We start from the raw sequence: 25,288 nt of genomic DNA on the forward strand, positions 1-25,288 counted from the left end.
TCTAGTAGTCTGGCAGACAGGCGGATAGTGGAAACATGCCCTGTGGATGGGGCGGAAAACGGTAGAAAGGCGGAAATCGCATGGAGCAGAACGTTGTTTTGGAAATGCGGGGAATCAATAAGAATTTCCCCGGTGTAAAGGCACTGCAGAATGTGGATTTTACTTTGAGGAAAGGCGAGATTCACGCCCTTATGGGTGAAAATGGTGCCGGGAAGTCTACGCTGATAAAGGTGCTGACCGGTGTGGAGGAATTTGAGACCGGTACAATCCGAATTGATGGTCTGTCCAGCACAATCATCAACCGGTCGCCCCAGGAAGCGCAGGAAAATGGAATCAGCACAGTGTACCAGGAGGTAAACCTGTGTCCCAACCTGTCCGTGGCAGAGAACCTCTATATTGGCAGGGAGCCAAAGCTGGGGCCCATGATTGACTGGAAGGCCATGAAACGGAATGCCCAGGAACTGCTTAAGAGCCTGGATATCTACATTGATGTGACGGCGGCAGTGGAGAATTACTCCATCGCCATCCAGCAGATGATAGCCATTGCCCGGGCAGTGGATATGTCGGCCAAGGTATTGATACTGGATGAACCCACCTCTTCCCTGGATGACGGTGAGGTGGAGAAATTATTCGTGCTGATGCGCCAGCTGCGGGACAAGGGAATCGGAATCATTTTCGTGACCCATTTCCTGGAGCAGGTGTATGCGGTATGCGACAGGATAACGGTCCTCAGGAACGGGACCCTGGTAGGCGAGTATAAGACAGAGGAACTGCCAAGGGTACAGCTGGTTGCCAAGATGATGGGTAAGGACTTTGACGACCTGGCAGCCATTAAGAAGGAAGGCATTTCTACGGTGAAGGAGGATGTGGTCATCCACACCAAGGGACTGGGGCATAAAGGAACCATCAAACCCTTTGACCTGGATATCCATAAAGGGGAGGTCATCGGGCTTACAGGACTTCTTGGTTCAGGCCGTTCCGAACTGGTAAGGGTCATCTATGGGGCGGATAAGCCTGACAGCGGGGAACTGACCGTGAAAGGCAAGAAGTTAAAGGCCAGCGCGCCAATTGATGCAATGATGCAGGGAATGGCGTACCTGCCTGAGAACCGCAAGGAGGAAGGCATTATCGCGGACCTGTCCGTTCGTGAGAATATCATCATCGCCCTTCAGGCCAAACAGGGCATGTTCAAGCTGATGTCCAGGAAGGAGCAGGAGGAGTTTACGGACAAATACATCGACATCCTCCAGATTAAGACAGCTGACAGGGAGACGCCCATCAAGCAGCTGTCCGGCGGCAACCAGCAAAAGGTAATCCTGGGAAGATGGCTTTTGACCCAGCCGGATTTCCTCATACTGGATGAGCCTACCAGAGGGATTGATATCGGAACCAAGACCGAGATACAGAAACTGGTGCTGAAGCTGGCTGAAGATGGGATGAGCGTGGTGTTCATTTCCTCAGAGATTGAGGAAATGCTGCGTACCTGCAGCCGCATGGCTGTGCTGCGTGACGGCGAGAAGGTAGGGGAGCTGGCAGAAGGCGAGCTGAGCCAGGATTCCATCATGAAGGCAATCGCAGGAGGAGGGGAAGAATAATGGAAAAAGTGAAGAAGATAACAGGATACCGGCTTTTTCTTCCGTTGTCCTGTCTGCTCATCGTATTGCTGATTAACCTGATAACCACACCAACATTTTTCAAGATATCCATTACCAATGGAGTCCTCTATGGCTACATCATCGATGTCATCAACCGTGCCAGTGAGCTGGTGGTGCTGGCCGTGGGCATGACCCTGGTGGTGTCCGCATCAGCCGGTACGGATATTTCCGTGGGCGCCGTAATGGCGGTGGCCGCGTCTGTGTGTACCCGCATCCTTGCGGCAGGGGAGGTGTCGGTCAATGAATATGCCAACCCTTATATCCTGGCGGTTCTGGGCGGTCTGGCCGTGGCTGTTGTGTGCGGCTGCTTCAACGGTTTCCTAGTGGCGAAGCTGAAGATACAGCCCATGGTGGCAACCCTAATCCTGTTCACGGCAGGGCGGGGCATCTCACAGCTGGTTACCAACGGACAGATTACATACATCCGTGTGGACTCATATAAGCTTCTGGGCAACAATATCCCGGGAATCCCTATCCCAACCCCGATTTTCGTGGCTGTGATTGTGGTGGCCCTGACCTATGTACTTCTTAAGAAGACGGCCCTTGGCATGTACATACAGGCAGTGGGCATCAATGAACGGGCTTCACGCCTGGTGGGACTTAAATCCACCAAGATCATCTGGCTGGCCTATGCGTTCTGCGGCCTGTGCGCAGGTATTGCAGGGCTGGTGGCATCCTCCCGTATCTATTCCGCGGATGCCAATAACATCGGCCTTAACATGGAGCTGGACGCCATTGCCGCTGTTGCCCTGGGCGGAAACTCGCTGGGAGGCGGAAAGTTCTCGCTGCTGGGTTCTGTCATCGGCGCCTATACCATCCAGGCCCTGACCACCACCCTGTACGCCATGAGCGTGCCCTCTGACCAGATCCCGGTGTACAAGGCAATCGTGGTTATCCTGATTGTGGCTGTGCAGTCTGAGGAACTTAGGAAACTGAAAAAACGCATGATGGCAAAACATACATCCAAAACAGTGGAAGGAGGGGCAGCATGATGAAAAACGGTAATAAGAAAAAACTGGACGGCAACTCCTTTCTGTTGGCAGTGACCATTGTACTGTTCCTTGCAATGTACATTGTGGGCATCATCATGTTCGGCGGCCGCGGATTTGCAAAGGTACAGAACTTCCTGAACCTGTTCATTTCCAATGCAGGCCTGATTGTGGTGGCTACCGGCATGACCATTGTCATGATTACCGGAGGAATTGATATTTCTGTCGGCTCAGTGGTGGCCCTCATATGCATGATGCTGGCATGGATGATGGAAAAGGCAGGGATTGGAGCGGTTCCGGCCATCATCATTGTGCTTGTGACCGGCTGTGTGTTCGGCCTGGTGCAGGGGTTTTTGGTGGCGTATCTGAAAATACAGCCCTTTATCGTGACCCTGGCAGGCATGTTCTTTGCAAGGGGCATGACCTCCATCATCAGCCAGGAGATGATAAGCATTAACAATGAAACATTTAAATCCATTGCAACCTTTAAGATGTACCTTCCGTTTGGAGGTTACCTGAACAAGAAGGGGATTATGATATACCCTTATATCTACCCCACTGTCATCATTGCCATTGCGGTTCTCCTGCTGGTTTTCGCGGTGCTCAAATATACCAAGTTCGGACGTTCCATTTACGCCATTGGCGGAAATGAACAGTCAGCCCTGCTTCTGGGACTGAATGTCAGGAAAATCAAGCTTCAGGCTTACATACTGGATGGTTTTCTGGCCGGACTTGGCGGACTTTTGTTCTGTATGAATACATGCTCCGGTTTCGTGGAGCAGGCCAAGGGATTTGAGATGGATGCCATTGCATCCTCTGTAATCGGCGGGACCCTTCTTACGGGCGGTGTGGGAAATGTGATTGGAAGCTTGTTTGGAGTGCTGATTAAAGGTACCATTGAGTCATTCATTACCTTCCAGGGGACGCTGTCATCATGGTGGGTAAGGATTACCATTGCGGCGCTGCTTTGCTTCTTTATTGTGCTGCAGAGTCTGATTGCGGCGTTTAAGAGGAAGAATAAATAAACGGTGGCTGTTTGGCGGACTGGGGATTCCCGTCCGGGATATGCGCCAGGCAGCCAGGGAGGATCAGGGGCGGTTTGGGCGCTTGGTTTTGGAGGCGTGGCTTCTAAGACCATGACAGGCGGAAAGACGGGGGGATTGGTGCTGTCCGCTGAGAAATCTTGATGGACTTTCTCAGAGAACAGAACCTTGGATCCTTGCTTTGATGCAAGAATCCACCCCCGTCTTTTCGCATTCCGGCACAACATTGATCAGTATATGCGCAAGGCTGTGCCATGGTGTGCCTGAAAATTCATTCCCGTTATCTGTACGCCCCACTTAGCGGAATATTTGGGCCAAATCCGGGCTGTGGGTCTGGTGTGGGCGGATGAGGTCAGAGACGTAGGATTCCTATGCCTACAAGCCCGGGACCGGTGTGGACGGCCAGGGAGGGGACAATGGATTTTTCCATGATAAGCCGGCCGCCCTGGATACCTGAAATCAGCCTGGGGCGCAGGGCTGCGGCAGATTCCTGGCCCTGACCGTTTAACAATGCGGTCAGGCATGGGCCGCTGCCGGCAAATGTCCGGGCTTCTTCCAGCAGCCTGGACTGCCCGTGCCTTGCCCCGCGTATCTTGGCAACGGTGTAATAGACGCCGTCGTCATCACAGGAAATGATGGGCTTGATGTTTAACATGCTGCCTACCACGGAGGTGACCAGGCCGATGCGGCCGCCTTTGCGCAGATAGGTCAGTGTGTCCATGTAATAAAACACCTTGGAATCCTTGACTTTTACGGGAAGTATTTCCGTCAGTCCGTCAAAGCTTTTTCCCTTCTCTAATTCCATGGCGGCCCAGACAGCCAGGATACCGGCGCCAAAGGATATGTTCCGGGTGTCCAGGACAAAGGAGGTCAGGTCCTTGTCCTGATTCAGGATGCAGCTCACCGTATTGTAGGTTCCGCTTAAACCGCTGGATATGCAGAAAGCCAGGACATGGGTGTATCCTTCTGATTTGATTTCTTCTGCCATGTTCTGCACTTCCTGGGGGCTGGGTGTGGATGTAATGGGAATTTCCCTGGGGAACCGCCGATAAACGGTTTCGGCCGTGATGTCCATGTCGTCAATATAATCCCCTTCCGGGTAGATGACATGAAGGCGCATCACCTTCATGTGGTATCTCTGGACCAGTTCTTCTGATACATCGCAGCCAGAGTCAATTAATATTGCAGTCTTCATGCCGTACCTCCATATGTAGTATTTGAAACTATATATTAAAGTATCTCATAATATATGGAATGTGTCAAGGTAAAAGCTTGGCTGGTATGTAATTCACAAAATAAGTTGTACGTACATATTTTTACCGATACTAAAAAGTTATCAATACTTATTGACAATGATAGATGAAAAATGTATAGTAAGGGTATACGGGATTTATTGGGTAAATGAACGGAATTAATTGGAAGATTTATGGGATAATCAGTGAAAAATACTTATGTCTGCATAATCCGGTTGGCAGGATTCCCTGAGCGTTGGGAGATGGAGAAGAATGCATGGGATGCTGGTACAGACTAAGTTGTACGTACATAAATGCCGCGAAGTGGGGCGTGCAGATGGCGGGAATGGATTTTCAAACACGCGCTAGGATCTGTGATTCGATGGATGCAGGTATGTCCGGGGGACCGGGGATTAATAAGAAAAAGGATCAGGGATTGCTTATGGGGATACAGGAGCCTAAGTATAAGACGGTTTATAACTGGGTTGTCAATCATATTAACAGCGGGGAGCTGAAGGCGGGAGACAGGCTTCCTTCGGAAAATGAGCTTAGCGCCAGGTTTGGACTGAGCCGTCAGACCATCCGCCATGCCATTGACCTTATGGAGCAGCAGAAGCTGGTGACCAGGATCAGGGGCAGCGGGACATATGTGGGCGGGGAGGTCAGGCAGGGCCGCAGGGAGCGGTACATGAATATTGCGGTCATCAGCACGTATGTGGACAGTTATGTGTTCCCCACCGTGTTAAGGGAGATAGAGAGCGTGCTGTCCGGGAAGGGGTATACGACCCAGATCGCATTTACAGGCAACCGGGTTGTCAGGGAGCAGGAGATATTAAGCAACCTGATTGATAAGGATATCATTGACGGGCTGATTGTGGAACCGGCTAAAAGCGCCCTGCCGAATCCGAACCTGCACTATTACAGGGAATTGATGAAGCGGCAGATACCTATCCTATTTTTTAACAGCAATTATCCGGAACTGGGATTGCCCTATGTGGCCATGGATGATGTCCGGGTGGGGAGGAAGGCCGTGGAGTATCTGGTGAAGGCCGGACACAGACGGATTGGGGGCATCTTCAAATGTGATGACGGCCAGGGACTCCTCCGGTATAAAGGATTCATGCAGGGGATGCAGGAAGCCGGCCTGAGGGTAAAGGACGGCAATGTTGTGTGGATTGATTCGGAAGATCTGGTGGATATGGAGTATTGGCAGGAGTATCTGTTTTGCAGGATTGGGGACTGCTCGGCCCTTGTATGTTATAATGATGAGGTTGCATATATACTTTCCGGAATCTGCAAAAGGCGGGGAATCCGTATCCCGGACCAGCTTTCCCTGATCGGTATTGATAATTCCGAGCTTTCCACCCTGGCCGATGTGCAGATAACATCCCTTCCTTATCCCATGGAGGAACTGGGCAGGAAGGCGGCGGAGAATATTGTGAAGATGATTGGGAATCCGTGTTTTGACGGGAATCACCTGTTTGATTCAGATGTGGTGGAGCGGGATTCTGTGAAGATACTTGGCGGCGGCAGCTAAAAGGAGGCGGCTTATGGAAAAAGGGAAGGACCGGGGAGGAGCAAAACCTCTTCAGGCAACAGTGGTCATACGCCTGATTGCAGGAGGGTACCTGGTGTATCTGGCTCATGATCTATTTAAGATTTATCTTAATCCCGCGGAGGGCGGGAAGATTTACCAGCTGGGAAGCGCTGCGTTCTTCTTTGCAGTGGGGGCAGGACTGGCTGTCTGGGCTGGCATGAAGCTTATAAAAGGTGATTATGTGAAAAACGGTGAACGTGCCCGGGACGGGGAAACGCAGCCAGGAGCAGATGAGGCGGCTGCGGACGAATCGGCTGAGGCAGAGGACACCGGAAAAATAATAAATATTCAGGAGGACGATGGAAATGATAGGAGTTAAGAGTTATAAGTTCTGGTTCTGTACCGGCTCTCAGGATCTGTATGGGGATGAATGCCTGGCGCATGTGGCAGAACATTCCAGGATGATTGTAGACAACCTGAACCAGTCAGGCATCCTGCCCTATGAGGTGGTGTGGAAACCAACCCTGATTACAAATGAATTGATTCGTAAAACCTTTAATGAGGCTAATTCAGATGAAGAATGCGCGGGCGTCATCACTTGGATGCATACATTTTCACCGGCTAAGTCATGGATCCTGGGACTTCAGGAGTTCAGGAAGCCCCTGATGCATTTCCACACACAGTTCAACCAGGAGATTCCATATGATACCATTGATATGGATTTCATGAATGAGAACCAGTCCGCCCACGGGGACAGGGAATATGGCCACATGGTTACCCGCATGGGCATTGAGCGCAAGGTAATCGTGGGACACTGGAGCGATGAGAAGGTGCAGGGACGCATTGCCGGTTGGATGCGCACTGCGGTGGGCATCATGGAGAGCAGCCATGTACGGGTGGCCAGGTTTGCCGACAACATGAGGAATGTAGCGGTTACCGAGGGTGATAAGGTAGAGGCCCAGATGAAGTTTGGCTGGGAAGTGGATGCATATCCTGTGAACGAGCTGTGCGAATATGTGAAGGCGGTTCCGAAGGGGGATATCACAGCCCTGCTGGATGAGTATTACAGCAGGTACACCATCCTGTTAGAGGGAAGGGATCCCGAGGAATTCAGGCGCCATGTGGCTGTCCAGGCCCAGATTGAGGCTGGCCTTGAGAAGTTCCTTGTTGAGAAGGATTATCATGCGGTTGTCACGCATTTCGGGGATTTAGGAGAGCTGCAGCAGCTTCCCGGCCTGGCCATCCAGAGGCTGATGGAAAAAGGCTACGGATTCGGCGGGGAAGGCGACTGGAAGACGGCCGCCATGGTTAGGCTGATGAAAATCATGACCCAGGGCGTGAAGGACGCGAAGGGCACCTCCTTTATGGAGGATTATACATATAACCTGGTTCCGGGCAAGGAAGGAATCCTGGAAGCCCATATGCTGGAGGTCTGCCCGTCCATTGCTGACGGGGAAATCAGCATCAAGGTGAATCCGCTGTCCATGGGGGACAGGGAAGACCCTGCAAGGTTGGTGTTTACATCCAAGACAGGACATGGAATCGCCGCCTCACTGGTGGATCTGGGAACCAGGTTCCGCCTGATCATCAATGATGTGGAATGCAAAAAGACAGAAAAGCCGATGCCTAAGCTTCCGGTCGCAACCGCATTCTGGACGCCGGAGCCAAGCCTGGCAACAGGAGCCGAGGCCTGGATCCTGGCAGGAGGCGCCCACCATACTGCATTCTCCTATGACCTGACAGCAGAGCAGATGGGCGACTGGGCAGATTCCATGGGCATCGAGGTCGTGTATATTGATAAGGATACAACCATCAGGGGCCTGAAAAACGAACTGCGCTGGAACGCAGCAGCTTACAGATAGGAGGACGCGGGTGAAGCCGCAGCCAGGATGACGGCTGCGGCTCCCGGTGTTTCCGTGTTGTATTCAGGCGGCACGGAGCCTGGGGGGGGGGGGGTTGAAACCGTGCTGTAAGATTCCGGATTGTAAATCAACGTTTGACGGAGGGGTAATTCATGAGTTTAGATTATGATGCAGTTAAGGAAGGAATTGAAAAAGGGAATACGTCGCTGGGGATTGAACTGGGTTCCACCAGGATTAAGGCAGTGCTCATCGGGGAGGACCATACCCCCATTGCCTCCGGAAGCCATGACTGGGAAAACCGGTATGTGGACCATATCTGGACCTATACCCTGGATGACATATGGAATGGTATCAGGGACTGTTATTCGAAGATGGCGGCCGACGTGAAGGAAACGTACGGCGTGACCCTTACCACCATTGGTTCCATTGGTTTTTCCGCCATGATGCACGGTTACATGGCGTTTGATAAGGATGGGAAGCTCCTGGTTCCCTTCCGCACATGGAGGAATACCATCACAGGGCCTGCTTCTGAGAAGCTGACCCAGGTTTTCCGGTACAATGTGCCCCAGAGATGGAGCATTGCCCACCTGTACCAGGCCATCCTGAATCAGGAGGAGCATGTAAAGGATATTGATTATCTCATTACATTGGAGGGTTACGTACATTGGATGCTGACCGGGAAACGGGTCCTTGGAATCGGCGATGTGGCAGGCATGTTCCCTGTGGACATCCATACAAAGGATTTTGACCAGAAGCGGATTGACCAGTTTGATGAACTGGTGGCAGGGGAGCATTTTCCATGGAAACTGAGGGACATCCTTCCAAAGGCCCTGGTGGCCGGACAGGATGCGGGCGTACTGACGGAGGAAGGGGCCAGGCTGTTGGACGTGTCCGGTAACCTGAAACCCGGTATTCCCATGTGCCCGCCAGAGGGGGATGCGGGAACCGGAATGGCTGCCACCAACAGCGTCGCGGTCCGTACGGGTAATGTTTCTGCCGGTACCAGCGTGTTTGCCATGGTGGTGCTGGAAAAGGAACTGGAGCATGTGTACCCTGAGATTGACCTGGTAACCACGCCCGCAGGCGATATGGTGGCCATGGTGCACTGCAACAACTGTACGTCTGACCTGAATGCCTGGGTAAACCTGTTCAGGGAGTTTGCGGAAAACATGGGCATGAAGGTGGATATGAACGACCTGTTCGGGAAGCTTTACAACAAGGCGCTGGAAGGGGACGCGGACTGCGGCGGACTGCTGGCGTACAATTATTTCTCAGGTGAGCACATCACCCACTTTGAGGAGGGGCGCCCGCTGTTTGTACGTATGCCTGACAGCAGGTTTAACCTTGCCAACTTCATGAGGGTGCACCTGTATACGTCCCTGGGCGCACTTAAGACCGGTATGGATATCCTGTTAAAGAAGGAGAACGTGAAGGTAGATACCCTTCTGGGACACGGCGGCCTGTTTAAGACAAAAGGCGTGGGACAGAGGATCCTGGCAGGTGCAATGAACGCCCCGGTTTCCGTGATGGAGACAGCCGGCGAAGGCGGCGCATGGGGAATCGCGCTGCTGGCATCCTATATGAGGAACCGGGAAGAGGGCGAGACACTGGATGCCTATCTGGCTGATAAGGTCTTTGGCGGGGACAAGGGCATCACGGCGGAACCTGTCAAGGAAGATGTGGAAAGTTTTGAGGCATTCATGAAGCGGTATGCCAGGGGGCTTGCCATTGAGAAGGCTGCTGTGGAGCATATGGGATAGAAGGAGGAACTGATATGCTAGAGGAACTGAAACAGATTGTATATGAGGCCAATATGGAGCTGCCCAGAAGAGGGCTGATTACCTATACCTGGGGCAATGTCAGCGGCATTGACAGGGAAAAGGGCCTTCTTGTCATTAAGCCCAGCGGCGTGGATTATGATAAGCTGAAGGCATCGGATATGGTGGTAATGGATTTGGACGGCAATAAGGTGGAAGGGGATATGAACCCGTCCTCCGACACGCCGACCCATGTGGAGCTGTACAAGGCATTTAAGGAAATCGGCGGCATCGTGCACACCCATTCCCCTCATGCGGCTGCATGGGCCCAGGCCGGAAGGGCGCTTCCCTGTTATGGCACCACCCATGCGGATTACTTTTACGGGGAGATACCATGTGCAAGGAACCTGACCGCCCAGGAGATTGAGGAGGGGTATGAGATGAATACGGGCAAAGTGATCATCGAGACCTTTGAGGGCAAGAACCCGGTGTATATCCCGGCCGTGCTGTGCAAGAACCATGGACCCTTTACCTGGGGCAGGGACGCGGCAGAGGCAGTGCATAATGCGGTGGTCCTTGAGGAAGTGGCTAAGATGAACTTCATGACCGAGATGCTGGCCCCCCAGGTGGAACCGGCGCCCCAGTGGCTGCAGGATAAGCATTTCATGCGTAAACATGGACCTAATGCTTATTATGGACAGGGGCATAAGTAGGCCGGAGCGTATCGCGGCGCATCGCGGTGCATGCGCCGCGATGCGGATATGGCGTGGGTATGAGATGATGCAGATTAAATGATGCGGCGTGGGCATGTGAAACAGATTGGATGATGCAATTATGGATAATGCGGGCAGGACAAAGATGGATTTTTACCGCAGGGTAGGAATTGTACTGAGGGCGGTCCCTGAGGGCCGGGTGGTATCCTATGGGCAGGTCGCCCTTCTCTGCGGCAGGCCAAAGAATTCAAGGCAGGTGGGCTATGCCTTGAGGAATGACCTTTCCGGTCAGGTGCCTGCCCACCGTGTGGTTAACGGGCAGGGGTATCTGAGCGGTGCGGCCAGCTTTGATTATCCTGGACTTCAGAGGCGCCTTCTGGAGGAAGAAGGCGTGAAGGTGTCCGGGGATAACAGGGTGGATTTGAAGGAGTTTGGCTGGAAGAATACCATGTTGGATGCGCAGAGGCTGCTTGGGCAGTTTGAAAGGGAGGGAATCTGAGACCAGGGTAAGGGGGGGCCGTTACTCTGGTCTCGGTCTTTATACTCATCTGTATAGGGTTCAATTATGTCCCATCCATATTTTCACATATCCTATCCTTTGGTATTAGGGGAGCATGGAATCCGGTCCGACGGTGAGGATTTCTTTTTCCGCCCCCCCTGGCAGCGCCCTGCGTGAATATCATATTAAAAGGTTTTGTCAAATATATTAAAGATCGTAAATATTGCATAAAAAAATAGAAGTAATTTTGAATAATATGTTTATTGTACAAATAATAGCATTATGTTATTATAAAAACATAATAAGTTAGGAGCGAAACAAATGGCAACTCAATTCATAGATAAAGGCAACAATATTCCCCTATACCTTCAGCTTCTGTCTATTTTTATGGAAAATATCAGGAAAGGAATCTGGGAACCAGGGGAGAAGCTTCCATCGGAAAAGGAGCTTTCCCATACATATGGCGTATCCCTGATTACGGTCAGGAAGACGCTGGAAGAGCTGAACAAGAAAAATCTGATTTATAAGATACAGGGAAAGGGAAGCTTTGTGTCCTACGGGGAGCTGGAAAAGTATAATCTCCGGTTCAAGGAACTGCGGAGCTTTACGGAGGAGATGGAGCAGAGCCGCAGGACGGTAGGGGCAGTGGTCTTAAAGGTGGAAGAGGCTGCTGTGGAATCCCGCAATGCAGGGGATTTCGGGATTCCTGAGGGAACCGGCGTGCTTCGGATCGTCCGGCTCAGGACGGTTGACGGTATTCCAACCCACATAAGTACTTCAGAGGTCTTCCCGGGAATTGGTGAGAAGCTGAAGGACTGTGACCTGACCCAGTCAATTTATGGACATCTCAGGCGTCTGGGGCATCAGCTGAGCCACGGGACAGAGGAAATAGTGGCGGCCATGCCTACCAGGGAGGAGGCCGGGTACTTAAAAATCAGCTGTGATACGCCGGTGTTGGATACACGGAGTATTGTGGAGGAAAATGGAAGACCGATTCTGATTACCAGGTCGCTTATTAACAGCAAGCGGATGAAGATAACGGTGGAACTTGCAGGAGAAGAGTAAGGATAGGGCTGGATACCAGCTTTTCCTTTTCATCTAACATATTATGTTTTTATAATAACATTATAACGAGAGGGGGGAATAAGATGTCGAAGAAGGGAATGGCGGTTCTGGCAGTGGTGCTGCTGGTGCTTGTAATCGTCGGCGCCCTTATGGGTGGGGTGAAGGCCGGAACTCCTATGTTCCAGGCAGTAGGCGCAGTGCTTCTGGTTGTTGCGCTGGTCATGTTTTTTATGAAGAAGAAAGATTAAAAGGAGAATGAGGTATGGAAAACTATTTGGGAATTTTAAGGGTGTTGGGCGCTGCATCGTTTGGCCTTGGGGGAATCGCGTTTTTGCTGTCATTTAGATGGAGGATGGACGGACTGAAGCTTGTGAGACATCATATCCGCTGGGATGCTTCTGTCATTACGATAATCGCAATATCTGCGGCATTAAATGCCGGGGCAGCGATTATCACAGGGCCAATCCGGTTTGGATGGATCAGCTTCCGGCCGGGGGCGGCAATTACTCCTGTGCTGGGAATCCTCTTTGGGATACCCGGGGCCATTGGGGCGGGCCTGGGAAATGTGATTTCAGACATATTGAAGGGTTTTATCTCACCGGCCAGTGTCAGCGGATTTTTGGGGAATTTCTTTGCATTTGCCCTGATACCGGGGATGATTGTAAGGGATGCTTCATTAAAGAACAAAAACAGCTGGATGCAGTATATTGTGGGCATATGCGTCGGGGCAGGATTTGGGATGCTATCAATGCCATGGTTCATTGATGTGACAGGGACCATGCCTCCGGTGGCTGCATGGACAACGGAACCCTTTGCCCTGCTGATGAACCGGATTTTATCACCGCTGCTGTTAGGGCCGGTTTTCCTGAAGATTTTATATCCGTTTACAGTTAAGAACGGGATGTACTGGAGACAGGAAAACACCGCCACTGTTGAGAATCTGTAAAGGAAATAGGGAGATACAATGAGTGAAACATTAATTAAAGCGAAAAATCTTAAATTCCGCTATCCCGGAACGGATAAGCTGGCTTTGGATGATATCAGCTTTGAGATTCACAAAGGGGAAGTGATTGGGATAATCGGTCCAAACGGCGCGGGAAAGACCACGCTCTGCTCCGCAATCAAGGGGATTATCCCGCATAAAACAGGCGGGGCATGGGGAGGGGAACTGGAGGTCTGCGGACTGTCGGTGCGGACTGAATCCACGGCAAAGCTGGTGCCTCATGTCTCCATGACATTTCAGAATCCGGAAACCCAGATACTTGGCACGACCGTAGAGGAGGACCTGGCGTTTACTCCGGAAAGCCTTGGCATGGAACCTGAGGAAATCCGCATGAGGATGGACCGGGTAATGGAAACCGTAAGGCTGCCTCTGGATTATAAGAAGAGGGCTCCGTTCCGTATGTCCGGCGGGGAAAAGCAGAGGCTGGCCATTGCAGCATCCATCATCTTTGCACCGGATATCGTGATCCTGGATGAGCCCACAACGGAGCTGGACCCGGTAGGTAAGGCGGAAGTCCTTAAGATTGTGGGAAATCTGGTGGGAAGCGGGGAGAACACGGTGATTGTCGTGGAGCAGGATATTGATTATCTTGTAACTGTGGCGGACCGCCTTCTGGTCCTGGAGGATGGAAAACTCATTGCCCAGGGGCCCACAAGGGAAGTGATGGCCAGGACGGAATTCTTAAAAAGGGCAAAGATTAATGTTCCGGATGTGTCTCTTTTATGGAAGCAGATGGGATTTGAAGGTAAATATCCGGTATTTCTTACGGTAGAGGAAGCCAGGTCTGCACTGGCCCCGGAAAAGCTGACAGATACAGGTGCATTTGTTTTGGACGGGCATGGGGCAGGAACAGGGGGCGGGGAAAAGGCCCAGGCAGCGTCTTATGATCATACGGTGTTTTCCTATGGCGAACGGGAAATCTTAAGTGGTATCAGCCAATCCATACAGACCGGTGATTTTATCGCGGTCCTTGGAAAAAACGGGGCAGGGAAAACCACCATGGTGAAGCATTTAAACGGTCTTTTAAAGCCTACACAGGGCCATGTATATGTATGCGGAAGGGATACGGCAGCCTGTTCCGTGGCTGATTTAGCCCACAGCACTGCGTATGTGTTCCAGAATCCGGATCACCAGCTGTTTAATCAGACCGTGGAGGACGAGATTGCCTTTGGTCCAAGAAATCTTGGATGGGACGAGGGAAAGGTGAAGGAAGCAGTGGAACGGGCCATGGAAATCAGCGGCCTGGAGACGTGGAGGAATGAGACGCCCCTGTCATTGGAGCGCGGTCTGAAACAAATACTGATCCTGGCCTGCGTCATTGCCATGGATGTGGACATTTTTGTGGTGGATGAACCTACCACAGGACTCAGCAAGTCATTCAAGGACCGGATTGGCAGTATCCTGGACCGGCTGAATCAGGAGGGTAAGACAATTCTTCTGGTGACCCATGATATGCAGTTTGTGGCCGAGCATGCCAAACAGATTTGGGTGGTGCAGGATGGGAATATCACACTGCGGGGAGGAATCCGGGAGGTATTTAGGGAAAAGGCCCGGTTACGGGAGGCGTACCTGTTCCCGCCCCAGATTACGCAGCTTGGACTGGAACTGGGCTGGACATCCGTTGTGCTGAATAATGAAGAATTTATGGAGGTGGCCGGATATGAATGCAGTAGGCAGCTACATTGACCGGGATTCAGTGATCCATCATCTGCATCCTGTCACAAAGAACCTGTTGTTTATCGGTACATTTGTAATCTGCCTCTTAACGAACCATCCGGCCATCCTGGCAGGGTTGTTCCTTGGGGTAGTCCTTATAGGAACCGCAGCAAGGCTTCCAATCGGCCAGTCCCTGAAACTGCTGAAAAGCGTTGCGCTGCTGATTGTGATATTTTCCCTGGTAATCTGGCCCTTTACGCTGAAGGAAGGGCAGGTACTGGTCCGGGCCGGAGGGCTTACGGTTTATTCAGTGGGTGTCTGGTATGGGATTGCCATGACGTTCCGCTTCTGTACCATTGTGCTTATGAGTATTTACTGGATGATGTTTACCAGTATCAGTGAGATTACTTTGGGCCTGGTAACCCTTGGCATGCCCTATAAGGTGGCATTTTCCTTTTCAATGTCCCTGCGCTTTGTGCCGTTAATCATCAACGACCTCCATACCATCAAGGACGCGCAGCGGTCACGGGCCCTGGAAATGGACAAGGGAAGCCTGTACGGCAGGATTAAAAAGAATGTGGCGATTTTAATCCCGCTGTCCTCAAGGGCCCTGGGACTGATTAAACAGATATCCGTAAGTCTGGAGGCCAGGGGGTTTGAGTCGGGAAGCGGCAGGCGGACCTCCATTAGCAAAAGGCCGTTTACGGGCTGGGATTTTGGGATGATAACAGGAATGGTGTGCCTGTTTGGTGCGCTTATATGGTTAAGGATCACGGCAGTTGGCCTGATTACAATGTCAGTATTATAAAGGGAGGTTTTTATGCAGGAATATCGGGATATGATGACGGAGATTGAGAAGCAGGGGAGCCTGGGGCCTGTCTTAAAACAGATTGAGACAGCGGTAGCAGGGACATGCCGGGAGATAATGGAGAAGGGGAAAAACAAAAAGATTTTTTTCCTGGGATGCGGGGATTCCTATTTTGCAGGTCTGGCTGTTAAGAATTATTTTCTGGAAAAGACGGACAGCCTCTGCTTCCCGATGACCGCACTGGAGTTCTCCACATATGGAATCCGCCAGGTGGATAAGGAGAGCACGGTGATTGCGGTTTCCATGTCCGGCAACGTGGCCCGGACCGTGGAGGCTGTGAAGGAAGCGCAGGAAAGAGGGGCATATGTGGTGGGAATCACCAATTCCCTGACCGGACGTCTCTATGAAGTGTGCAGCCATCCTGTTTTTCTGGGACTGGAGGAGGAACCGGGCTGGACGCCAGGGACATTGACCTACACCGGTACCTTATACGCCCTGTACTGTCTGGGAGCAGGGCTTAGCCGGGAATCAGAACGGGACGGATGCAAAAGGAAACTGGCATTTACAATGGAACAGGTTTCCCGTGTAGTTACTCAGTGCCAGGACATGGCAAGGCAGGCAGGAGAGAACTTTGTTTATAATGGACACCAGTTCCCTGTCTACATACTGGGCGCCGGGCAGAGCTTTGCAACGGCCAAATACGGGGCGGCCAAATTCCTGGAAGTCTGCGGGGTGATTGCCATTGGACAGGAGAGCGAGGAGTTCGCACATCAGGAATTCTGGGTGATTGATAAGAACTGTCCGGTGTTCCTTGTGGCGCCAAAAGGGGACAGTTTCCAAAGGACCATGGAGGTGGGGGAGTGTCTCCGTCATTTTGGCTGCGACCTGTTTGTGATTTCCAATAGTGAGGAATTGTGCGGTATGGGAAAATATGCCTTTGGGATGCCGGAGGAAGTAGAGGAATTATATGCACCGTTGCTGTATGCGGTCCCGATGCAGCTGACCGCTTACTATTTTTCCAGAAAGCTGGGGCTGGATCCGGACCGCAGGAGCCATAATGACCCATTCCGGAAAAAGGTAAGCCGGATGTTGACAAGAGGAACCGTGAATCTTGATTAGGGGGAGCAGGATGGGAGAGGAAAAGATATTGGTGGCAGGTCATCTTTCCCTGGACCGGATTAAAACACCGGACCGGGAGGAGGACCAGGTTCCAGGAGGCGCGGCTTTATATACATCGGTGGCCGCCAGTGTATATGGCGGGACCACAGGGCTTTTAACCACCTGCTGCAGCGACTTTCCAAAGGAAGTCTTGCAGCGGATTGAAGGGCTGGGGATTGATGTGTCTGAGGTGCTTGCGGTGCTTGGCCGGCAGCGGAGAAGTTTCATGGAATATTCAGAACAGTTTGAACGGGTGACACACAGCCATGCCAGGAAAATATGGTATGAGAAAACCTTGGAACAGACCCCGAGACATCTGCCGCGCAAGGAATATACGGTACTGGTTTTACCGCCCATGATTCCGTCTGTTCAGCTGGAATATGCGAAATGGGCAAAAAAACGCGGAATGCGGGTCTGTGTGGATACCAGTGAATACTTTGCCCAAAAGGACGGGGAAAGCCTGAGGCAGGTTTTAAGCTGGTGTGATGTATTCCTGCCCTCGGATGTGGAGCTGGACCTGCTGTGGCCAGGCTGCGGGGAATCCACGGATTCATTGACGGACCGGCTGGCCGCAACCTCGATTACCGCGGCAGTGATAAAACGGGCGGAACAGGGAGCTGATATTTATGACTTCCAAAGCAGGACAGCGTACCGGATTGGAATCCGGCATACACTGGTGAAGGACGCTACCGGCGCAGGGGATACCTTTAACGGCGGATTCCTGTCCGCCTGGTGCCGGACAGGGGATTGGAAAAGCAGCGGCGCATATGGGGCAGCCCTGGCCTCTCTGTGCATTGAGTCATTTGGCTTTGAAGGCGTGGCCGGGAGGAAACGCAGTGAGGTGGAAATGCTGGCTGGGCAGATACCGGTAGAGGAATGGGGATTTTAAGGACAAGCTTCCTTGCCGGGAACCGGATTAAGGAAAAAAACTGAATCAGGAGGAGATACAGGATGGGAAAGTCATGCAGGATAACGGGAGTGGTCCATCTTCCGCCCTTTGGGGCGGACAGGATTCATGTGGAAGGGCTGGAATGCTGGCTGCTGGAACAGATAGGCAGACATGTGGAATATGGAATCACAAGTATGATGATACAGGACCAGACCCCGGGAGAGCGGGCCGGATTGAAAAACGTGGCCATCCTTTCGGCCCTGGGCAGAACGGTTAAACGGATGTTTCCGGATCTGTCCCTTGGTATAATACTGGAGGCCAACAATCCTTCCGCGGCAATGTACATTGCAAATGCCTGCGGCGCGGACTTTATCAGGCAAAAAGTGTTTATCGGGGCCATGATTAAGGCAGGAGGCGTAATCAACGGCCGCGCAGGGGAAGTATGGGAAGCAAGAAAGGACATGGATGGGCCGGTAAGTGTGCTCACGGATATCTACGACCGTACAGGAGTACCGCTGGGGCCCCTTCCCATTGAGACTGCTGCCGGACAGGCCCTTAAGTATGGTTCTGACGGCCTGATACTGACCGGCAGGAATTTTGGGGAATCCCTTGAACTGGCGGACCGGGTGAGGAAACATTTCCCTCAGGCCCCTGTCTATCTGGGCGGAGGCATTACGGAAAAAAATGTGGGGGAGGCCATCCCGCACTGCGATGGGATGATTGTAAGTTCCTGTCTGCTGGAGGATGGAAAAGACAATGAATGGAGCAGACAGAAGATAAAAAGTTTTATGGATTGTGTCCATGGGCAATAAAATAGATACATAAAAAAATAAATGAATCTGGAATGAATGCCGGAATCCCTGATATATGAAAGGATTCCGGCATTTCTTGCGGAAAGGTCTGGATAATAACGATTTCATTTTCATAAAACCCTGATATAATAAAGCTAATATTGTAAATGAAAATAAAAGGAGAAAGGATGGGCACATTATGTTAATAGAACAGGGCAGCCAAAAGCTGCGGGAATTTACAGAGGCCAGTTATCAGGAGAAACACACAAAGGTTACGGACGGGGTATGGCATATATCAGGTCTGGGGCACAGCAATGCGGTGGTGATTGAGGGGAAGACAGGGGTAATCCTGATTGATACCCTGGATTCCCTGGAAAGGGGCCGGAAGCTGCTGTCAATCATCCGGGAAAAGACAGGTAAGGATGTGGGGACCATTATCTATACCCATGGGCATCCGGACCACCGGGGCGGCGCAGGGGCTTTTCTGGAGAGCAATCCTGAGGTGATTGCATTTGCCCCCAAGACCGCTGCGCTGGAGAGGACGGGGCTTTTGAAGGATATCCAGAACCTGCGCGGCTATAGACAGTTTGGATATGGACTGACGGATGAGGAAAACATTTCCCAGGGAATCGGCCCAAGGGAGGGAGAGGCTTACGGGGAACAGCGGGCCTTTGTACCGCCTTCTGTTGTGTACGGACAGGACCAGGTAATCCGTGAGATAGATGGGATCTGTCTGGAAATGCTCCGCCTTCCCGGGGAGACAGAGGACCAGATCATGGTGTGGGTTCCTGAGAAAAAAGTGCTGTGCTGCGGGGATAATTACTATGGCTGTTTCCCCAACCTTTATGCAGTCCGCGGAAGCCAGTACAGGGACCTGGCCATATGGATCAAAAGCCTGGATGTGCTCATGTCATATCCGGCAGAGTACCTGCTTCCGGGGCATACAGGCGTCATATATGGGAATGATAATATAAAAGAGGTCCTGGGGAATTTCAGGCGGGCCATTGATTATATACTGGAAAAGACCCTGGAAGGAATGAATCAGGGCAGGAGTGAGGACCAGCTGGCGGCTGAGGTCAAACTGCCTCCGGAATACGCGGGCCTTCCTTATCTGGGGGAGTATTACGGATGTGTGGAATGGACCGTAAGGGCTGTCTATACCGCATACCTTGGCTGGTTTGACGGGAATCCCACCCACCTGCATCCCCTTTCGCCAAAAGCCAGGGCGGATAAAAAGACAGCGCTCATGGGCGGAAGGACAAACGTCCTTAAGGCGGCCAGGGAAGCCTGCCAGGCAAAGGAATACCAGTGGTGCCTGGAACTGTGCGACCAGCTGCTGGACGGGGACGGGGATGACCGGGAGGCGGCTATGTTAAAGGCAGACGCCCTTACATCCATTGCAGGATATGAGACAAGCGCAAATGGAAGACATTACTATCTGTCCTGTGCAAAGGAATTAAGGGGTTAAGTCTGTACAGGCAGGGAAAAACAGTATATAATGATACTGTTTTATTTTAGATATTGGAGGAAGAAAATATGACATTTACTTACCCGGCTGTATTTACACCCCATAAGGATGATAAGGGTTTCCATGTAGTGTTTCCGGATCTGGAGTGCTGCGAGGCGGACGGCCCGGATTTGGAGGATGCGGTGGAAAATGCAAGGGAAGCAGCTTATAACTGGCTTTACCTGGAGGTGGAAGAACAGACCTACGATTTCCCGGCCCAGTCCCATATAGAAGATATGGAGCTGGAGGAAGGGGAGTTTGTGAAACAGATCATGGTCATTGTAAGGATCATGCCGGATAATGATTAACGGATATCAGTGAAAATTAAGATTTTGTATACTTTGTTTCCCTCCCTTTTTGTCATATAATGGAATATATTACATTGCTATGGCATTATAAGGAGGGAATTAAATGAGTATGGCAACAGGAATGGGTATCTTCTTTTTTATTTTTGCATTTTTGTTATATATTGGCATCTTTGCACTTCTTTTCACAGTCACCTATTTTGTTTTCAAAAAGGCAATCAAGAACGGGCTGATTGAAGCATACAGGGAAATCGAGAAAATGAAGCATCAGGATTTCCAGGAATAAAAAGATATACATAGGAATCATCAAAAATAGCCAGTTCATACAACTACATAGAAGGGGCTGTCTCCCGGACATATAACCGGTCCGCATACCGGATTGGGTCTGGGGACAGCCTTTTTTGTGCATTTAATCAGTAATGTATTTATTCCTGGTTGTTCTGCGGCCATCCGTATTCATAAGGGCGGCGTACAAAGGCGGATTATTTCCCAAGCCGTATCACATTCCAGGAACAGCTCTTCATGATTGTTGTAAAAATACCGTCCTCCATCTGGTATTCCTTTTTGGAGTAAGGCGTTACCTTTTCACCCGTAAGGGAATTGACCGCCTTCATATCGTCATTTTCCATTGCAAGGTATTCGATGACACGGTACCCCTCAAAGCTGTTTAAATCGGCTTCAAATGGGATATCCTGGCCAGCGCAGCGGTTTACCGCGAAGATGGTGACCTCTTCCTTTTCCTCATTGTATACGGCTGCCGCGTCAATGTCCGTTACCTCCCCGTGCCTGCTGGTGTCGTGGCAGGTGGAACTGATGACAGGCGTCAGGGCGGTGCCGCGTCCGTATCTGGATGCGTGCAGGAACGGATAGTAGATGGACTGGCGGAAGGCCCCGCCTTCATTGTCCGTCATGATTGGCGCAATCACATTGACAAGCTGTGCCAGGCAGGCAATCTTCAGACGGTCCGCATGCTTTAAGAAGGTGATGAGGATCAGGCCGACTAAAAGCGCATCCTCGAAATCATAGATATCTTCCAGAAGATGGGGGGCTGTCTGCCATGGACGGTTTGCCATTTCATCGCTGTCAGCTGCTTTGGAGTGGAACCATACGTTCCATTCGTCAAAGCTTAGGTTCAAGGTTTTCCTGCTGCGCTTCTTGGCCTTGATATAGTCGCAGGTAGCGGTTACCGTGTGGATGAAACGCTCCAGGTCCTGTGTCTTGGCCAAAAAGTCTTCGGTATCATTGTCCTGGTTGCCATAGTACTGGTGGAGGGAAATGTAGTCCACGTAATCATAGTCCTGTTCCAGGGAAACAGCTTCCCACTCCGGAAAGGTGGCCATGTCCACATTGGAGCTTCCGCAGCTGACAAACTCCAGGGAGGAATCCATTTCCTTCATGGCCTTGGCTGTCTCGGCTGCCAGGCGTCCGTACTCATAAGCTGTCTTATGGCCCATCTGCCATGGACCGTCCATCTCGTTGCCAAGGCACCAGGTCTTTATGCTATATGGTTCCTTCACGCCGTGGCTTTTCCGCAAATTGCTGTAATAAGTGTCTGTGTCAAGGTTGCAGTATTCCAACAGGTTCAGGGCGTCTGCAATCCCCCTGGTGCCAAGGTTGACGGCCATCATGATGTCGGACCCGGCTTTCTTCGTCCAGTTGGAAAATTCTCCCAGTCCGAATTCGTTGGTCTCCAGGGTGCGCCAGGCCAGGTCAAGACGTTTCTTCCTCTGCTCCTTTGGCCCCACGCTGTCCTCCCAGAAAAAATTGGATACAAAGTTGCCTCCCGGATAGCGGATGATGGGGACCTGCAGTTCCTTTACCAGTTCCAGCACATCTGTCCGGAACCCTTCCTCGTCAGCTGAGGCGTGTCCCGGCTGATAGATGCCATTGTACACAGCCCTTCCCAGGTGTTCGATGAAGGAGCCGTATACGCGCTTATCCACCGGTGCGATCCTGAAACTTTTATCTACAATCATTTTTGCTTTTTTGCTGCTCATGATATTCCTCCTGAAAATTGGTTTATGGGTCATTCATATCTCACGCATACATATATGTCCTGGGGATAATCCCCGAATTTACTGCCAAATAAGGTCAGGCCGCCGGGAGTGCCGGAGTCCTCGTTTACTGCAAAGCGCAGTGTCCAGTAGTCCTTGTCCGTATGGAAATGGCACAGTGGCTTTTCCGCTTTCAGTTCCTTGTCCAGATAAACGCCAAAACTGTTGATCTCGTAGCGCTTGAGGATACCGTATTGTCCGGCGTGCCACCAGGAGGGCGTATACCTGCCGCGCCTGTCCCCGAAATCCCCTGGGGACTGCCAGGTGCACAGATGCTCGTCATTGAGGAAAAGGTCTATGTCGGATACGGCGTCAATTTTCACATCCGGGTATTCGGAACACATTTCCGCACAGATTTCTATGCTGGTAACCTGGCAGTCATCCGGTACATAGTTGGGGATGTAGTATTCCACATACCCCTTTGAAAACCAGATAAGTTCCGCGTTCTCGCGCCTTGGGTCATAGAAGCAGCGCGGGTCGTCGTAATCACCGATCACGCTGTGTTCGGTTGCAATCCCGCAGGTAGGGGAAATCTCGGCCCGGGTGTACTGGCCCACCTTCAGGTTTACATCGTAATGGGTAACGGCCAGGCGGGGGGTGGGGAAGAGCAGCATGTAGTTGGTTCCCACCAGGCTGCATACTTTTCCGTATTGTTTGCTTTTCTTGGATTCCACCAGATGGGCGCTTTCCAGCTTCTTGATATGGGAAGTCATGATGGCGCTGCTGACGCCTACACTTTCTGCCAGTTCCTTGATGTTCATGCTGCGCTTGGACAGGCATCCGATGATCTTCAGGCGTACAGGGCTTGCAAGCGCCTCAAAGAACTCCAGGTTATCTTCCGATATGCTGACTCTCATAACCACTCCTCCTCATTATGGCCGCGTCCGCGCGGCCGGCTGCATGTTCTGTTTCTTTATCCGGTCTGATTCTAGCCCTTCACGCCGCCGGCAGTCATCCCATCGATAAAGTAGGACTGGAAACAGATGAACAGGATTAGGATCGGTATGATTGCAAAGCAGGAGCCTGCAATCAGGATGTCATAGTTGTTGCCATAAGGCGTAATCAGTCCTGCCAGTCCCACGGGCAGCGTGATTTTTGTGGCGGTGCGCATGACGATCATGGGCCACAGGAAATTGTTCCAGCTCTGCATGCCCTGGTAGATGCCCATGGCTGCAAAGGACGGCTTCATTAATGGTAACATAATTTTAAGGAAAATGCCATATTCCGTGCATCCGTCCACCCTGGCGGCATCCAGGAAATCCCTTGGGATACCGCTTAGATACTGGCGGAAAAAGAATACCAGCATGGGAAGTACCAGATAGGGAAGGATGATGCCCCACATGGTGTCGATGGTTTTCATGGCAATGGTCATGCGGTACAGGGGAAGGAGGATGATTTCCGTGGGTATCATCATCACAAGGAGGACGCAGACAAACAGGAAATTCTTGCCCTTAAAGTCATACATGGCAAACCCATAACCCACACATGCGCTGAGGAACAAGGTCATGGCCACCTGGACAATGGTGATGGTCAGACTGTTCCTGTACCAATAAAAGTAGGAATTATTGCCGTTAAACAGCTGGACGTAGTTGTTCAGGGAAGCCTTGGCAAAATCAATGTTAAAATTCAGTCCGTTCCTCATCAGTTCCGATCCCGGGCTTAAGGATGCAACAGCCAGCAGGATCAGGGGCAGGAGGGTGATGCCCGCCACAAGGATGAAGAACAGGACTAGGCAGACAGAACATATATTTTTTTTGGATTTCATCCTCTAGTCCTCCTTCCGGAACGTTCCATTGATGCCCAGCTGTATCAGGTTAATGATCAGGACCATGACCAGAAGGAAACATCCGATGGCGCTTGCCAGGCCTATGTTGTTCTGTTCCCAGCCCATCCTGTACAGATAACCAACGATGGTGGTGCCCACGTTATTAGGCGAGGTGTTGCCGTTAAACAGGATGTAGGATTCCGTGAACATTGCCAGGCCGGCAAATATGGATATGGTCAGCACATAGACCGTTGTTGGCTTTAAAAGGGGAAGGGTAATGTGCCTGAATTTCTGAAGGGCAGAGGCGCCGTCAATGGAAGCGGACTCATATAGTTCCTCGGGAATCTGCTGAAGGCCGGATAAATAATACATCATGTTGACTCCGGTCCAGCGCCACATGCAGATGGTAAACAGGGCAATCCATACGGTCAGGGGCTTTCTCAGCCATACAATGGGGCCGTTGCCGAACATGGCCATGACCTGGTTGGCAAAGGAACCTTCCAGTTCGCCGTATATCAGGCGGAAGATGGTGCCTGCAACCACCACGGAGGTAAGGGCCGGCACGAACATGGAGCTCCTGAAGACGGTCTTGCATTTCATCAGCTTGGAATTAAGTATGGTGGCCAGGAGCATGGGGACCGGTATCATAAGGCACAGGGTCACGATTGTGTAGAACATGCTGTTTTTGACCGCCTTGAAAAAGATGGGGTTCATGAGGGATTTATAGTTTTTAAGGCCCACAAAGGTATTGCCTGAGCCGGATACCTTCTGGAAACTCATGGCAACCGTGTTAATGACCGGATACACAAAAAAGATGGAAAAGGTCAGGATAAATGGCAGTATGAAAACATACGGTGCCACTTTCTGGGAATACAGAAAATGAGAAACTATCTTTTTGCGGTTCAATCTCGATTCCTCCATTCATGGGGTTAACGTATGTTTGGAAACGCGGGATGCATGGCTGCGCGTTCCGGGAGGGGGCCTTGGGACTGTCCCAAAG

Annotated in this window: 26 protein-coding genes and 1 pseudogene; 21 read left to right on the forward strand and 6 right to left on the reverse strand. The window is 51.4% G+C overall.

Features of this window, described 5'->3' with window-relative positions; translation table 11 throughout:
* Positions 1-80: 80 nt before the first annotated feature.
* Genes DWX59_RS10245 through DWX59_RS10255 form a run of 3 tightly spaced genes read left to right on the forward strand, consistent with a single transcriptional unit; the run spans position 81 to position 3,669 of the window.
* Positions 81-1,595 (forward strand): sugar ABC transporter ATP-binding protein, encoded by a 1,515-nt coding sequence (locus DWX59_RS10245; RefSeq protein WP_117558728.1) that lies wholly within the window; start codon positions 81-83, stop codon positions 1,593-1,595.
* Positions 1,592-2,647 (forward strand): ABC transporter permease, encoded by a 1,056-nt coding sequence (locus DWX59_RS10250; protein ID WP_177315667.1) that lies wholly within the window; start codon positions 1,592-1,594, stop codon positions 2,645-2,647. Before DWX59_RS10245 ends, DWX59_RS10250 begins: the two co-directional genes overlap by 4 nt.
* A complete protein-coding gene (locus DWX59_RS10255) occupies positions 2,647-3,669 on the forward strand; it encodes an ABC transporter permease subunit (RefSeq protein ID WP_117559264.1) in 1,023 nt (340 codons plus the stop codon). Before DWX59_RS10250 ends, DWX59_RS10255 begins: the two co-directional genes overlap by 1 nt.
* 248 nt (positions 3,670-3,917) lie before the next feature.
* On the opposite strand, the gene DWX59_RS29955 is transcribed toward DWX59_RS10255, so the two are convergent.
* Together DWX59_RS29955 and DWX59_RS10260 are read right to left on the reverse strand one after the other, a co-directional pair.
* Positions 3,918-4,109 carry a DUF6783 domain-containing protein gene (locus DWX59_RS29955; protein WP_353626763.1) on the reverse strand — a complete coding sequence of 64 codons (192 nt, stop codon included), beginning with the start codon at positions 4,107-4,109 and terminating at the stop codon, positions 3,918-3,920.
* Positions 4,040-4,882 (reverse strand): DegV family protein, encoded by an 843-nt coding sequence (locus DWX59_RS10260; RefSeq protein WP_117558732.1) that lies wholly within the window; start codon positions 4,880-4,882, stop codon positions 4,040-4,042. The genes DWX59_RS29955 and DWX59_RS10260 overlap by 70 nt, the downstream gene beginning before the upstream one ends.
* A 314-nt stretch (positions 4,883-5,196) precedes the next feature.
* On the opposite strand from DWX59_RS10260, the pseudogene DWX59_RS29960 reads away from it, so the two are divergent.
* The 18 genes and pseudogenes from DWX59_RS29960 to DWX59_RS10345 form a co-directional block, all read left to right on the forward strand.
* A pseudogene (locus tag DWX59_RS29960) lies at positions 5,197-5,295 on the forward strand (DUF6783 domain-containing protein); the annotation flags it as partial.
* 66 nt (positions 5,296-5,361) lie between these two features.
* Positions 5,362-6,456 (forward strand): GntR family transcriptional regulator, encoded by a 1,095-nt coding sequence (locus DWX59_RS10265; RefSeq protein WP_117559266.1) that lies wholly within the window; start codon positions 5,362-5,364, stop codon positions 6,454-6,456.
* 13 nt (positions 6,457-6,469) lie between these two features.
* Positions 6,470-6,835 (forward strand): hypothetical protein, encoded by a 366-nt coding sequence (locus tag DWX59_RS10270; RefSeq protein WP_227116336.1) that lies wholly within the window; start codon positions 6,470-6,472, stop codon positions 6,833-6,835.
* Positions 6,822-8,318 carry an L-arabinose isomerase gene (araA, locus tag DWX59_RS10275; RefSeq protein ID WP_117558734.1) on the forward strand — a complete coding sequence of 499 codons (1,497 nt, stop codon included), beginning with the start codon at positions 6,822-6,824 and terminating at the stop codon, positions 8,316-8,318. Before DWX59_RS10270 ends, araA begins: the two co-directional genes overlap by 14 nt.
* A 152-nt stretch (positions 8,319-8,470) precedes the next feature.
* Positions 8,471-10,078, forward strand: coding sequence for a xylulokinase (locus DWX59_RS10280; RefSeq protein ID WP_117558736.1), 1,608 nt, complete (start codon positions 8,471-8,473; stop codon positions 10,076-10,078).
* 14 nt (positions 10,079-10,092) lie between these two features.
* Positions 10,093-10,788, forward strand: coding sequence for an L-ribulose-5-phosphate 4-epimerase (locus DWX59_RS10285; RefSeq protein WP_117558738.1), 696 nt, complete (start codon positions 10,093-10,095; stop codon positions 10,786-10,788).
* A gap of 145 nt (positions 10,789-10,933) precedes the next feature.
* Entirely contained in the window at positions 10,934-11,287 is a 354-nt protein-coding gene (locus DWX59_RS10290; protein WP_117559268.1) for an MGMT family protein, read from the forward strand.
* A gap of 387 nt (positions 11,288-11,674) precedes the next feature.
* On the forward strand, positions 11,675-12,352 hold the full coding sequence (locus DWX59_RS10295; protein WP_207660420.1) for a GntR family transcriptional regulator: 678 nt from the start codon (positions 11,675-11,677) through the stop codon (positions 12,350-12,352).
* 83 nt (positions 12,353-12,435) lie between these two features.
* Complete coding sequence (locus tag DWX59_RS10300) at positions 12,436-12,600, forward strand: LPXTG cell wall anchor domain-containing protein (RefSeq protein WP_117558742.1); 165 nt, start codon at positions 12,436-12,438, stop codon at positions 12,598-12,600.
* A 14-nt stretch (positions 12,601-12,614) separates the two neighbouring features.
* Positions 12,615-13,298 carry a QueT transporter family protein gene (locus DWX59_RS10305; RefSeq protein ID WP_117558744.1) on the forward strand — a complete coding sequence of 228 codons (684 nt, stop codon included), beginning with the start codon at positions 12,615-12,617 and terminating at the stop codon, positions 13,296-13,298.
* A gap of 18 nt (positions 13,299-13,316) precedes the next feature.
* Positions 13,317-15,041: an ABC transporter ATP-binding protein gene (locus DWX59_RS10310; RefSeq protein ID WP_117558746.1), complete on the forward strand. Its 1,725-nt coding sequence runs from the start codon at positions 13,317-13,319 to the stop codon at positions 15,039-15,041.
* Positions 15,016-15,819: an energy-coupling factor transporter transmembrane component T family protein gene (locus tag DWX59_RS10315; RefSeq protein WP_165642208.1), complete on the forward strand. Its 804-nt coding sequence runs from the start codon at positions 15,016-15,018 to the stop codon at positions 15,817-15,819. Before DWX59_RS10310 ends, DWX59_RS10315 begins: the two co-directional genes overlap by 26 nt.
* 12 nt (positions 15,820-15,831) lie before the next feature.
* Entirely contained in the window at positions 15,832-16,938 is a 1,107-nt protein-coding gene (locus DWX59_RS10320; RefSeq protein WP_117558750.1) for an SIS domain-containing protein, read from the forward strand.
* 10 nt (positions 16,939-16,948) lie between these two features.
* On the forward strand, positions 16,949-17,866 hold the full coding sequence (locus tag DWX59_RS10325; protein ID WP_117558752.1) for a carbohydrate kinase family protein: 918 nt from the start codon (positions 16,949-16,951) through the stop codon (positions 17,864-17,866).
* 62 nt (positions 17,867-17,928) lie between these two features.
* Positions 17,929-18,678 carry a BtpA/SgcQ family protein gene (locus DWX59_RS10330; RefSeq protein WP_117558754.1) on the forward strand — a complete coding sequence of 250 codons (750 nt, stop codon included), beginning with the start codon at positions 17,929-17,931 and terminating at the stop codon, positions 18,676-18,678.
* A 178-nt stretch (positions 18,679-18,856) separates the two neighbouring features.
* Complete coding sequence (locus DWX59_RS10335; RefSeq protein WP_117558756.1) at positions 18,857-20,125, forward strand: alkyl/aryl-sulfatase; 1,269 nt, start codon at positions 18,857-18,859, stop codon at positions 20,123-20,125.
* Between the two features lie 68 nt (positions 20,126-20,193).
* Positions 20,194-20,472, forward strand: coding sequence for a type II toxin-antitoxin system HicB family antitoxin (locus tag DWX59_RS10340; RefSeq protein WP_117558758.1), 279 nt, complete (start codon positions 20,194-20,196; stop codon positions 20,470-20,472).
* Positions 20,473-20,575: 103 nt separating this feature from the next.
* Complete coding sequence (locus DWX59_RS10345; protein ID WP_117558760.1) at positions 20,576-20,755, forward strand: DUF6019 family protein; 180 nt, start codon at positions 20,576-20,578, stop codon at positions 20,753-20,755.
* Between the two features lie 196 nt (positions 20,756-20,951).
* Here DWX59_RS10345 and arfA read toward each other — a convergent pair whose 3' ends face one another.
* The 4 genes from arfA to DWX59_RS10365 all read right to left on the reverse strand — a co-directional run bounded on the left by arfA (position 20,952) and on the right by DWX59_RS10365 (position 25,209).
* Entirely contained in the window at positions 20,952-22,466 is a 1,515-nt protein-coding gene (gene arfA / locus DWX59_RS10350; protein ID WP_117558762.1) for an arabinosylfuranosidase ArfA, read from the reverse strand.
* A gap of 29 nt (positions 22,467-22,495) precedes the next feature.
* Entirely contained in the window at positions 22,496-23,380 is an 885-nt protein-coding gene (locus tag DWX59_RS10355; protein WP_117558764.1) for an ArsR/SmtB family transcription factor, read from the reverse strand.
* A gap of 71 nt (positions 23,381-23,451) precedes the next feature.
* Entirely contained in the window at positions 23,452-24,288 is an 837-nt protein-coding gene (locus DWX59_RS10360; protein WP_117558766.1) for a carbohydrate ABC transporter permease, read from the reverse strand.
* A gap of 3 nt (positions 24,289-24,291) precedes the next feature.
* A complete protein-coding gene (locus tag DWX59_RS10365) occupies positions 24,292-25,209 on the reverse strand; it encodes a carbohydrate ABC transporter permease (protein ID WP_180215688.1) in 918 nt (305 codons plus the stop codon).
* Between the last annotated feature and the right edge of the window lie 79 nt (positions 25,210-25,288).

This window comes from Enterocloster aldenensis (genome assembly GCF_003434055.1).
In the GTDB taxonomy this organism is placed as follows: domain Bacteria; phylum Bacillota; class Clostridia; order Lachnospirales; family Lachnospiraceae; genus Enterocloster; species Enterocloster aldenensis.